Below are 12,731 nucleotides of genomic sequence, written 5' to 3'. Positions count from 1 at the left end.
GTTTTGGTTCGCACTTAAACTTACCACTTTTTCATGCCTTTTTCATATCGTTGCAACAAAGCCTTGATTGATCCTAACCTATTTATTGGACTGATGGTTAAGTTAACTTATAAGGAGCTACGTCCAAATGGTTTAAGGAGGGAGGAATATAAACCCTCAGGGGTGATTATTCATCCTTTATCCACCTGAAAGGAGTTCCTCTATTTTTATCAGAAAACTTAGCGTTAGACCACTAAGTAGTTATTGAAAATATTCGTCAAAGAAAAAGAGTGGACAAATGTCAGTACATCTGCCCACTCTAGAAAATAATAAATTATTAGCAATTATATATCATTCCCCAAAGAACCTGGTCCTTGTGAAGACTTTTGCTGCTTACCCGCCATATTTAACATAATTGTGAATCGAAGAGTATCTTCTAATGGGTGGTTTCTCTTGTTCGCAATCAGGTAAGAAAAATCAAACCCAAACATCTGGTAACGAATTCCTACCCCCAATGTAAAGTATTGACGATCGCCTTTCTGAGGGCTTTCATAAAAATAGCCAAAACGAGCAGCGAACATTTCATTATACCAATACTCCAAACCTGTACTGATCATAAACTCCTTCATCTCTTCTGAGAATCCACCAGGAGCATCTGCAAATGAACCAAAGATACCAGAGAATAATGCCTTATCAGCATTCACATTGACACCATTTTCGTCATACTCAGGTGTTGGTACTAACAACTTATTCACATCAAAAGCCCAAGTCAACTTGTTATAAGGATCCAGTTCTGCTGTCAACGCTGATCCTAAACGAAGGTTTGATGGGATAAAATCTTCTTGAGAGTTCGTACTGTAACTCATTTTCAAACCAACGTTAGATACATTTGCTCCTAATGCCCATAATGTTTTATACCCTGCAATTTCCAGGTCAGGGTTTTGCCAATACGCATTTAAGTCAAAAGCCACAGAATGTCCCGGACGGCTATCTAAACCATTAGAACTCGAGTTGACTGATCCCGCCAAGTTAGAGTAAATATAACGAGCACCAAGTCCCATACTGAATCGTTCTGACAGTAACATGGAGAAGTTTGCATCAAACGAGAATTCTCTTGGATCAAATGTTCTGGTCACTTGTGCGAACTCATTCGTAAAATCAATGCTACCCAACTCAAAGTAACGCATACTACCACTAATCACTTGTCGATCATTGATTTTATAATAACCTGATAAATAACTGATAAACATATCATCAACGACCTTGTGTAACCAAGGATTTACAGCCAAAGATACTCCGTATTTATCCTTTGCAAAAGGCAACTTGGAAGCATTCCAGTAGACTGAATTGGCATCAGGGGAAGTTGCCGCCCCTACATCTCCCATACCAGAACTTCTAGCATCTGGAGCAATCGTTAAAAAAGGTACTGCGGTAATAATCGGATTGCCATCTTGCTCCTGCCCTAATACAGATCCTGATCCTGAAGAAGTTCCTTGTCCAAAGGCTGTAATAGCGCTCAACAGAAACAATGCTGTTGCTATAAAACCATTTCTCATCATATTCATTTTAATCATTAAAATTCAATAAGTAGCTAAATATTAAGCGTAAAGGTTCTGATCTATAGGCAATCCTTTAGTATTATTATTCGATCCAAATTTACAATATTAATATATCCTTTTAATAATGAAAACGAATCACCCAATAAGTATATTATTCTCACCTATTACAATCTGACTTCAACGTTTTCACTCAGTTAAGTATCATTTTTAGATAATATTCTCCTTGTAAATTACGACCTTTATTTCGAACTTTTATTTTACAAATGTAGATACCCTTTCGTAGGTAAGAAGAAAAGGCCTTTTCTCCTTTCCAACTTAATACTTGTTCTCGTTCTGTCCATGGAATCAACTCAGAATCCTGATAAACTAACGTACCTTCCATACTGTAAACCATCAAATCAACTTCCATGGCCTCTCCCTCATAATCATGTTCAAAACGAACATTGATATCCTGTCCCTGTATAATAGGGTTCGGATAAAGCCTAACATCACGCAAGACTAGGCTTTCAGAGTATGCTACATTAATCTTTAAAGAAGTCTCACTGTAATTGTTGTGAGTATCCCATGCTGTTACAATTAACTCATGCTCCCCTTCAGGTAACTCATTTAGAGGAAAACTTAACCTTCCCGTTTGATAAGTATCAGGGTCAGTACTATAGTAAGGTGTAAGGTCAAACTCCCCCACTCCATCAATCTCTAACCATATTTCATGTCCCAATGAATAAGTGGAAACATTAATCCCAGAAGCATCTTGTAGTTCCAAGGATAATAATGCACTCTGTCCTATCGTAACGCCTTCTACATAGGGAACATCGTTTATCAGGGCATTGATAATGGGTCCTTCGGTATCCTCGTTCACCAATGAAGGATCCGCACTTCCCCCAAGGAGTAGTTGATTATGCGCACCGGCAACATCTCTATGTAAACTATCAAAAGCGTAAAAACTAAGTTTTGCAGGAGCTATTGTGTAATCGATATCTTTAGGAATAATAAAACGGGAAGTAAACTGTCCTTGTTTTACGGATGCTTTTCCTCTGAAAACTATCCCTTCCTGGGCCTCATATGAAAAAACACTTTCTTCTCCCTCATTACCCAACGTCTGCTTTTTCTCCTTCTGTCCATATAAAGTTACTTCAACCGTTCCATTAAAGGTTGTATCCCTTCGGTCTATTCCTTCTACAACTTCTCCCGTTAACATTACTTCTTGTAAAGCCCTTAAAGTATCTACTGAAGTTGCTAACGATTGATTTACCGATTGCAATCGGATATTATTTGGAGGCATTCCCAATGCCATAGAAGGATCTCCTAGCAAAGCAAAATTACGATTAGATACACCTGCCAAGCTATTATTCTTCGTCAATCGACATAAGTCTCCCAAACGCACCTTCTCTCCTCTACGATATAATGTTTGCAAAACATCATAAAAGGCTTTATTCAGTTTAAAGTTCGTGTGTGAGGTTACCGGTCTAGTGGTCGTCAATAATGCTACTCCACCTCCTTTAGGGTTTAATAGCAATTCCTCCGCTGCTGAAGTTATCACAGGATGATCGTATCGACCAAACTCACAAGTGGCCGTTACGAATAGAGGTAACCTATTCTTATTGTTTAAGTCTAAGACATCATTATAGCGCAAGATTCTTTCATCAGCCCATACAGCCGTTGATCCATGCCCACTATAGTTCACTATCAAAGAACCTTGTCTGATAGCTTCTAAAAGCACTTGATTACAATCATCAGAAACCGCTCCATTGGCTGTCGACACTTCTTCATAATTATCTAGAAATATTCTGTAAGGAGAAAATGTGGACAACTCATCGTCTATATAAGTAGCTAAACTATTTGCCTGCTCTTGATGAATATTTCCATCACCATCATCTGCTACAAACGTGATTTGACTTCTCCATTTACCAGCAGTAGTAGGCGTCAATTGATAATCAATAATCTTCTGTACAGCCGTTTGGGCTTGTTCAAGGGTCGTAACGGGTAATCTTCCTACTCCAATTTCCATATCGTATTCATCAGAAATGGTCGTTTCAAAATCTTCTAGCCAAACCCCTTCGTCTTCATCCATAAAAGCAAAAAAATCATCAGAAGAAAATGTCTTAGTCGGTGACAGTCCATCTCTTGATTCATAAATAGGTACCCAACTAGAAGAAGGATACTGGAACCCTCGATAATCGAAAGAAGCATCTCCTACCAATAATAAGTACTTTAGCTTATTGGAATGTAAATACTTCCTTCTTACATAATTTCTTATAGCTACAGGGTCCTGCTTTCCTCCTGAATACAAGTTGTATATCTTGTCAACCTCTACAACTTCAACAAGAAGGCCATCTTCGTCCCTCCTAAAGTCTGCTAAATGTTGTGCTGCTGCGACAAAATCCGAATGAGTAACGATCAGTAAATCAGGTGTAGCGATCTGTTCTAGATCCTGATTTTCAATACGCCCAATAAGGGTGGGTAATCTGACATTCTCCCTCTGAAAAGCAATCAACCTAACGGCCGACTGCGCAAACTGAGTCGCATATTCACCTGCTAAGTTTTTGGCTAGTACTTTGGCGGCTAGCGGATCTGTCACATTCCACAACTCATCGATTGACTCCACCTCCTGCAAGGAGAATTGATACTCTTGTGATTCTTGTAAATCTATAAAATGATAAAAAGATGTTTCTCCTGAAAATATAAGAGGTTGATGATAATTGAGTGTCACAAAATCTAAATATGCTTGTCCTTCTGTATCAGAAGTCTGCAAGGTAAGTTCCAAAGCAAGATCCTCATCAATAAGGATTTCTTCAGCATCTAGTAATACCTCTGAAATGTTTCCTTGCCTTCCATATTTATATGAATTGTAACTTGGAGCTCCAGCAATTTCCACTTTCCCGAATGGTATTGATTGACCTAATGTAATATCAACCGTTGATAATTGTTTTGATTTTGCTGCTATGGAAAAGAGCCCTTTAACACTTCCATTAATCTCTTTAGACGTTGCCGGAAAATTTAATGTCAATTGCCCTGAAATTCGTTCTCCATACCAATACCTGCCTGAAGGGTTGGATAAAAGCTTCCGCTGCTCATTTTCGTGATGGACCATCCTCACGTAATGTGTCAAACTTTTTATTGTACCCTGATCCGTAGCGCTACTATTGTTAGTAATACGTTTCGCTTCAGTACCCGAAGAAGGTAATACTTTTAGAAAGTAGAAATTAGCAATATCATAAAGATGGGTCTCTTCTCTCCAAAGAGCTTTTAAGGTATCAAAATAAACTTTCGACGGTCCCTCCCCATAAAATAAAAAATAGTCCTGATCTGTTAAAGATGCTCCTTTTGCTCCTGAAAACTTTAATGGTATTTCTACCAGTTGCGCTATAAGCTCTGAGTTCGGCTGTGGAAGCATCCCTGAAGAACTCACCCCATATAGTCGAATCTGATTTTCAGACAGATCTTGCCATTGGATCCCTTCAGCTTTCAACAAAGAAGCATCTATCTTATATACTCCATGTTCTTTTATCTCCAGTTTCAACAATGTTCCATCAGCTAAAACGCCTTGGGCATAAGTTAATACCCCTCCTCCCTGCAGGATCAATAAAAGTAAAAGGTGATAAATGTATTTTATCATGATAAATGGTATAGTGGTAGTCTGTGTATTCTATAATTAAGCAAATGTCCCAGAGATTCCTAGAGAAGGTTCTTTGAGTATTCCTCTCTTAAAAAAATTAAGACCTGGTTGATTATCATAAATTTACAATAATCATAAAACAAAAAACGAAGGTTCCCAGCTATGATTCAAAAAATACCCCACTTTTCACAATATCCGAGATCTTTTATAGTATTTTGATATGATAACGTTAGGTCTACAGAAAGTCATTCTACTAATTTGTAGCATTATAAACTTCCATCATCATTCGATAAAAAAATATGAGTCACCCCAAATATTCATTTAGAGTGACTCATCAAAAAACTTTTTTCAATAAAACTATGCGTTGTTGTTCAACATCTCCGCAAATTTATCAAACAAGTATCTAGAATCGTGAGGACCAGGTGAAGCTTCTGGGTGGTGCTGTACCGAGAATGCTTGCTTGTCTTTCAAACGAATTCCTTCTACTGTATTATCATTCAAGTTAACGTGTGTAATCACGACGTGATCACTGTTCTCAATATCTTCTCTGCTAACAGAGAACCCATGGTTTTGAGAAGTAATTTCACTTAAGCCTGTTTCAAGGTTTTTCACTGGATGATTCAACCCTCTGTGACCATGGTGCATCTTATATGTGCTGATTCCTGCAGCTCTAGCCAATAGCTGATGTCCAAGACAGATACCAAACAGCGGTTTTTCTTCGTTCAGAATCTCTTTAACAGTCTCTACAGCATAATCCATTACGCCAGGATCTCCAGGACCATTAGAAATAAAGTAACCGTCAGGATTCCATTGCTTCATTTTTTCAAATGGTGTTTTTGCAGGGAATACTTTACAGTAAATACCTCTTTCTGTCAGGTTACTCAAAATGGACTTCTTGATACCAATATCCAATACAGCCACTTTCAATGGGGCATGAGGATCCCCCTCGAAGTATCTTTCTTTGGTACTTACCAATGAAGAAAGCTCTAAACCTTCCATACTTGGGGTCGCTTCAAGCTTTTCTTTAATTTGCTCCAAATCCGTAGAATCAGAAGAGATAATGGCATTCATTGCTCCCTTTTGACGAATATGACGTACCAATTTACGTGTATCGATATCAGCAATACCTACGATTCCAGCTCGCTCCAAATATTCTTGCAACGATCCTTCAGAAGTAACTCTCGAATGAACATTTGAGAAGTTTTTAACGACCAGTCCTCTAATCTGTACCTCTGATGATTCATCTTCCGTTTTCACTGTACCGTAATTTCCGATATGTGAAGTTGTATTGACAATGATTTGTCCATAATAAGAAGGATCAGTATAGATTTCCTGATAACCAGTCATACCCGTGTTAAAGCAGATTTCACCTGCTGAGGTTCCTATTTTACCTACGGCTGTTCCATGAAAGGTCGTGCCGTCTTCGAGCATCAAGATTGCTGTTTTTTTCTCCATGTATACTACAGACTTTTTATTACCTTAAAATTGCGCAAAGGTAAAAATATTACGATAAAATTGTTAAAGAAATAAGGGATAATAATCGTCAACTAATAGAAATTCACTGAATATCAGTATTTTCACATCATAAAACAGCTAAAGTACCAATGTTTGTTCAACTCAGTACATTTTTAGCTCATAAAAAAAGGGAAACAGTCATAACGACTGATTCCCTTTCTTTATATTTTCAATAACGACTCGCATAAGAATTACTCAGCTGATTCGTTAGACTCAGTGCTAGCATCGGCAGCGTCAGAAGCTTTCTTTCTTCTTCTTCTCTTCGATTTAGTAGCAGTAGTACCTTTAGGGCTATAGATTTCGTTGAAATCAACCAACTCGATCATTGCCATTTCAGCACCATCACCCAAACGTCTACCAGTCTTGATAATACGAGTATATCCACCTGGTCTGTCAGCTACTTTGTCAGCAACTGTTCCAAACAACTCATCGATTGCTTGCTTGTTTTGCAAGTAAGAGAAAACAACTCTTCTAGAGTGCTGGCTATCATCCTTTGCTTTAGTGATCAAAGGCTCAACAAACTGACGAAGTGCTTTTGCTTTCGCTACAGTAGTGTTGATTCTTTTGTGCTCAATCAAAGAATTAGCCATGTTTGTAAGCATTGCTTTTCTGTGAGCAGTTTTTCTACCTAGGTGGTTGAATTTTTTTCCGTGTCTCATCGTAGATTCTTATTAACGATAGCCGTATTAGGTACTATCATTTTTACAACATTATAAACTTTATAGTACCAGCCGTATTAGGTACTGGCACTTTCTGGCCATGAAGCCACTAAAATAAACACTTACCGAAGTATACTAGCTATTAATAATCGTCATCCAGTTTGTATTTGGTAACATCCATACCAAATGTCAATCCTTTTTCCGCTACCAACTGCTCCAACTCCGTCAGGGACTTCTTACCGAAGTTTCTGAATTTCATCATATCAGAGATCTCAAGAGAAGCCAAATCACCTAACGTCTTCACATCAGCAGCTTTTAGACAGTTATAAGCTCTAACAGAAAGATCAAGCTCAGACAATGGAGTCTTCAATAGCTTACGCATATGAAGGAATTCCTCATCGATAGGCTCTTCATCCTTCTTGTCAGTAGGATCCCATGTCATTGTATCATCAGAGAACAACATGAAGTGCTGGATCAAGATATGTGCAGCTCCTTTCAAAGCATCCTCTGGGTGAATAGATCCATCTGTCTCAATGTCAATGATCAGTTTCTCGTAGTCAGTCTTTTGTTCAACCCTAAAGTTTTCTACGTGATACTTTACATTTTTCACTGGAGTGAAAATGGAGTCAATAGGAATATAACCTACAACATCCTCACCATTTTGCTGCTCTTCCGCAGGAAGATAGCCTCTTCCCTTGCTTAACGTCAGTTCAACCTGAAGATTAATCGAAGGATCTACATGACAAACCACGTGATCTGGGTTTAATACTTCGAAGTCGTTTGTAAACTGCGTAATATCACCTGCGGTGAATTTGTCTTTTCCGCTGATACTGATGTTGATCTTAAAGTTAGGATCATCGGAAACTTTCTTGAAACGAACTTGCTTCAAATTCAGAATGATTTCCGTCACATCTTCCACTACCCCTTCCATAGTCGAAAACTCATGCAACACAGTAGGGAACTTCACCCCCACGATTGCATAACCTTCCAAGGATGAGAGTAGAATTCGTCTCAGCGCATTACCTACGGTAACGCCATACCCTCTTTCAAGTGGTTTGAATTCAAAGAGACCATGAAAATCGTCTGCTTTTTCCATCACCACCTTATCAGGCATTTGAAAAGCTAAAATGGACATATATGATGTTGGTTTTTCTGGAGATTATGTATATGATAGTTGAAACAGCCTTTGAAAGAAACCTTTCAAAAGCTGCTTCGAAAATTTTATTACTTAGAGTACAATTCGACGATCAATTGCTCCTGTAGATTTTCAGGGATCTCATCTCTTTCAGGGTACGTCAAGAATTTACCAGCAAATTTGTCTGAGTCCCACTCCAACCAAGGGTAAGCAGAACGCTGACGACCAGAAACTGATTCTTGAACAACTTTCAAAGCTTGTGACTTACCTTTAACACTTACAATGTCACCAACTTTCAAAGAGAATGAAGGAATATTAACAATAGAGCCATTCACAGTAATATGCTTGTGAGAAACTAACTGACGCGCTGCTCTACGAGTAGGAGCAAGTCCTAATCTGTAAACAGTGTTGTCTAATCTAGCTTCCAACAATTGAAGCAAAATCGTACCAGTGATTCCTGGTTTAGAAGATGCTTTTTTATAAAGGTTACGGAATTGCTTCTCCAATACACCGTAAGTGTATTTTGCCTTCTGCTTAGCAGCCAACTGAACTGCATATTCAGACTGCTTTCTTCTTCTATTCTTTCCGTGCTGTCCCGGAGGATAGTTCTTTTTCTTAAGCTCTTTACACGCCCCAAAAATTGGATCATTAAACTTTCTAGCAATTTTGGAGGTAGGTCCTGTATATCTAGCCATTTCTTATTCTAAAATTAATATAATATAATAAAAATAATGATCTTGGCCACGGCTAATGGCCAACTATCTATTCAATGTATACACCCACACATTTAGCCGTTTCCTATGATTAGACTCTTCTTCTCTTAGGAGGACGACATCCGTTGTGCGGTAGTGGAGTCACGTCTCTGATAGTCGTTACTTCAATACCTGAGTTTTGAATAGTTCTGATGGCAGACTCTCTACCCGAACCTGGTCCTTTAACGAAAACTTCTACTTTTCTTAGACCAAGATCGTGTGCTACTTTCGCACAGTCTGCAGCCGCCTGCTGCGCAGCATATGGAGTGTTCTTTTTAGAACCTCTGAATCCCATCTTACCCGCAGAAGACCAAGAAATCACTTGCCCTTCCAGGTTAGTGATAGAGATGATGATATTGTTAAAAGAAGCTTTGATGTGCACTTGGCCTTGAGCTTCAACCTTAACAACTCTTTTCTTAGCTTTATCTTTTCTCTTCTGAGCCATTGCTTAATCCAGTTGAATATACTAAAAATTACTTTTTCTTGTTTGCTACTGTCTTTCTCTTACCCTTACGAGTACGAGCGTTGTTCTTTGTTCTTTGACCTCTCAAAGGAAGACCTTTTCTGTGTCTCAAACCTCTGTAGCAACCGATATCCATCAAACGCTTGATGTTCAACTGAACCTCTGACTTCAGTTCACCTTCAATTTTGTAGCCATTGTTGATGATATCACGAATTTTCATTGACTCTTCGTCATTCCAATCCGCTACTTTTTTGTTTTCATCAACACCCGCCTCTGCTAAAATACCTGCAGCAGATGCTTTGCCGATTCCGAAAATGTACGTCAAAGAGATAACGCCTCTTTTATTATCCGGAATATCAACTCCTGAAATACGTGCCATTACTTATTTAATTACTGTGAATTTAAATTGTAAAAAAGTTACACGGTAAGGTACCATTACCCTTGTCTTTGCTTATGACGAGGATTTTTCTTATTGATTACGTATACCTTTCCATTACGTCTGATGATCTTATCATCAGCACTTCTCTTCTTAATTGAAGCTCTAACCTTCATTTCTCTTTAATTTAAAGATTACAAAATAACCCCTGAAAGTTTATATATTTAGGTAAGTGTTTCTTCGTCACTAAGGTAAAAGGCAAATGTACACCCGAATAGTTCTATTATTACCCGCTCATTAACAAACGATAACAATTAACCTTTCTATTCGTCCCTTTTCGTTACATTATTTATAACGATAGACAATTCTACCTTTGGTCAAATCGTAAGGGGACATTTCCAATTTCACTTTATCCCCAGGTAGAATACGAATATAGTGCATTCTCATTTTACCCGAAATATGAGCTACCACTTGGTGCCCATTTTGCAATTCTACGCGGAACATTGCATTTGGCAAAGCTTCGACAATTGTTCCGTCCAGTTCGATATTAGATTGTTTTGGCATATTAGAATTTATAGACTTCTTCTATGTATTTAAACGTGGTCAACACTTCTGTTTCCCCATTATGTATCGCAACAGTATGCTCATAATGAGCAGACGGTTTGCCATCTCTGGTACGGATTGTCCATCCATCTGCATCCTGTACGATTCCTCTAGTCCCCAAGTTAATCATTGGCTCAATCGCAATAACTAGCCCATCTTTGATTTTGAGTCCTCGTCCTTTTTTACCGTAATTAGGAACTTCCGGCTTTTCATGAAGATCTCTCCCCAATCCATGTCCTACTAGTTCTCTTACCACACCATATCCGTGTGTTTCGGCATATTTCTGTACGGTGTAACCAATATCCTCGATGTGATTATTCAACTTGGCTTGTTGAATCCCCAAAGTTAAACATTCTTGTGTAACTTTCAGAAGTTTCATCACTTCAGGTGCAACATTTCCTACAGGGTAGGTGTATGCACTATCAGAGTGGAAGCCATTCAGGTATACTCCACAATCAATAGAGATCACATCTCCATCCTTCAACTCATAATTATTCGGAATTCCGTGTACTACTACATCATTCAATGACATACATAGTGATGCCGGAAATCCTCCATAATTCAAGAAGGAGGGGTTAGCCCCATGGTCCTTGATAAATTGCTCAGCAATTTTATCAAGTTGCTTAAGGCTCACCCCTTCTTTGATGTTTTTCGCAACTTCTGCATGAGCTCTTCCCAAAAGGTCAGCGCTTTCACGCATAAGAGCTATTTCATCTTCTGTTTTATAATAGACTTTCATTAAGCTATTGCAACATTTTGTCTTCCCTTAACGTTCCCAGACTGCATCATGCCATCATAGCTATTCATTAGCAAGTAAGAGTCAATCTGCTGGATAGTATCCAAGATTACTCCCACCATGATGATCAATGATGTTCCTCCAAAGAATGGTGCCAAACTAGCGGTTACGTTTGCATACTGTGCAAAAGCAGGAAGTACTGCAATAACTGCCAAGAATATAGCACTAGGAAGTGTGATTTTATCCAAGATCAAGCTGATGTAATGAGACGTTGCTTCTCCTGGTTTAACACCCGGAATGAAAGCATTGTTTCTTTTCAAGTCATCTGCCATTTGATCAGGATTGATTGTAATTGCCGTGTAAAAATACGTAAACAAGATGATCAACGTTGCGAAGGTTGTGTTATACGCAACCGACGTGTAATCTGAGAAGTTGTTTGCAATCCAAACTGCAGTATCGCTAGTTTCAGCGAATAAACCTGCAATAAGAGAAGGCAAGAACATCAAAGATTGAGCAAAGATGATAGGCATCACGTTTGCGGCATTCACCTTAAGAGGAATATAAGATCTCTGTCCGGTCTTGAATGATTTCTTTTTACCACCAGCTCCTACAATCTGTTTAGCATATTGTACTGGTACTTTTCTGATGGCAGTTGTCAACAACACTACACCCATGATTACGAAGAACATCATAATGAGTTCAATCACCAACCATAGCGCATTGCTATTACTGTCAATCTCTTGCATGATTGCTGCTGGAAGCGCAGAGATAATACCGATCATGATCAGCATAGAGATACCATTACCGATACCCTTATCTGTAATACGCTCACCCAACCACATACAGAAGACTGTACCTGCTGTCAGAAGGATTACTGACGACACATAGAAGAATTGTTGAGAAACGATCACTGCTCCTTCAGGAACAGACGTAGCCAAATACGCAGAAGATTGAGCCAACGTAATAGCGATGGTCAATACCCTTGTAATTTGGTTGATCTTTTTTCTACCCGACTCTCCTTCTTTCTGAAGTCGTTGAAAGTACGGGACAGCCATTCCTAACAACTGCACCACGATAGATGCAGAGATGTAAGGCATGATACCTAGAGCAAAGATAGAAACTCTACTGAATGCTCCCCCTAAAAGTGTATCTAGGAATCCCATAAGATCATTACTTGGATTACCTGCTGCAGCCGAAACAATTTCCGGATCCAAGCCTGGCAACAAAATAAATGACCCTAGTCTAAATACAGCAAGAAAACCCAGGGTATAGAAAATTCTATCTCTGAGTTCCTTGATTTGAAAAATGTCCCTTAGTGTCGTGATAAACTTCTTCATG

Annotated in this window: 12 protein-coding genes; all 12 read right to left on the bottom strand. The window is 38.7% G+C overall.

Features of this window, described 5'->3' with window-relative positions; genetic code table 11:
* Positions 1 to 323: 323 nt before the first annotated feature.
* On the bottom strand, positions 324 to 1,544 hold the full coding sequence (porV, locus tag ABD985_RS17240; protein WP_345373917.1) for a type IX secretion system outer membrane channel protein PorV: 1,221 nt from the start codon (positions 1,542 to 1,544) through the stop codon (positions 324 to 326).
* Between the two features lie 184 nt (positions 1,545 to 1,728).
* Positions 1,729 to 5,154, bottom strand: coding sequence for a type IX secretion system sortase PorU (porU, locus tag ABD985_RS17235; protein WP_345373915.1), 3,426 nt, complete (start codon positions 5,152 to 5,154; stop codon positions 1,729 to 1,731).
* 357 nt (positions 5,155 to 5,511) lie between these two features.
* Complete coding sequence (gene carA / locus ABD985_RS17230) at positions 5,512 to 6,609, bottom strand: glutamine-hydrolyzing carbamoyl-phosphate synthase small subunit (protein ID WP_345373913.1); 1,098 nt, start codon at positions 6,607 to 6,609, stop codon at positions 5,512 to 5,514.
* 251 nt (positions 6,610 to 6,860) lie between these two features.
* Complete coding sequence (gene rplQ, locus ABD985_RS17225) at positions 6,861 to 7,328, bottom strand: 50S ribosomal protein L17 (RefSeq protein ID WP_345373911.1); 468 nt, start codon at positions 7,326 to 7,328, stop codon at positions 6,861 to 6,863.
* A 142-nt stretch (positions 7,329 to 7,470) separates the two neighbouring features.
* A complete protein-coding gene (locus ABD985_RS17220; RefSeq protein WP_345373909.1) occupies positions 7,471 to 8,463 on the bottom strand; it encodes a DNA-directed RNA polymerase subunit alpha in 993 nt (330 codons plus the stop codon).
* Between the two features lie 89 nt (positions 8,464 to 8,552).
* Positions 8,553 to 9,158 carry a 30S ribosomal protein S4 gene (rpsD, locus tag ABD985_RS17215; protein ID WP_345373907.1) on the bottom strand — a complete coding sequence of 202 codons (606 nt, stop codon included), beginning with the start codon at positions 9,156 to 9,158 and terminating at the stop codon, positions 8,553 to 8,555.
* A gap of 109 nt (positions 9,159 to 9,267) precedes the next feature.
* Entirely contained in the window at positions 9,268 to 9,660 is a 393-nt protein-coding gene (gene rpsK, locus ABD985_RS17210; protein WP_345373905.1) for a 30S ribosomal protein S11, read from the bottom strand.
* A 28-nt stretch (positions 9,661 to 9,688) separates the two neighbouring features.
* On the bottom strand, positions 9,689 to 10,057 hold the full coding sequence (rpsM, locus tag ABD985_RS17205; protein WP_345373903.1) for a 30S ribosomal protein S13: 369 nt from the start codon (positions 10,055 to 10,057) through the stop codon (positions 9,689 to 9,691).
* A 56-nt stretch (positions 10,058 to 10,113) separates the two neighbouring features.
* Complete coding sequence (gene rpmJ / locus ABD985_RS17200; protein ID WP_345373901.1) at positions 10,114 to 10,230, bottom strand: 50S ribosomal protein L36; 117 nt, start codon at positions 10,228 to 10,230, stop codon at positions 10,114 to 10,116.
* A 169-nt stretch (positions 10,231 to 10,399) separates the two neighbouring features.
* Positions 10,400 to 10,618: a translation initiation factor IF-1 gene (gene infA / locus ABD985_RS17195; RefSeq protein WP_345373899.1), complete on the bottom strand. Its 219-nt coding sequence runs from the start codon at positions 10,616 to 10,618 to the stop codon at positions 10,400 to 10,402.
* A 1-nt stretch (position 10,619) separates the two neighbouring features.
* Positions 10,620 to 11,396 carry a type I methionyl aminopeptidase gene (gene map, locus ABD985_RS17190; protein ID WP_345373897.1) on the bottom strand — a complete coding sequence of 259 codons (777 nt, stop codon included), beginning with the start codon at positions 11,394 to 11,396 and terminating at the stop codon, positions 10,620 to 10,622.
* Entirely contained in the window at positions 11,396 to 12,730 is a 1,335-nt protein-coding gene (secY, locus tag ABD985_RS17185) for a preprotein translocase subunit SecY (protein ID WP_345373895.1), read from the bottom strand. The genes map and secY overlap by 1 nt, the downstream gene beginning before the upstream one ends.
* Position 12,731 lies beyond the last annotated feature (1 nt).

This window comes from Algivirga pacifica, from assembly GCF_039543525.1.
Lineage (GTDB): Bacteria > Bacteroidota > Bacteroidia > Cytophagales > Flammeovirgaceae > Algivirga > Algivirga pacifica.
The sequence above is the reverse complement of the archived record's forward strand: the minus strand, read 5'-3'. Positions and strand labels throughout refer to the sequence as shown.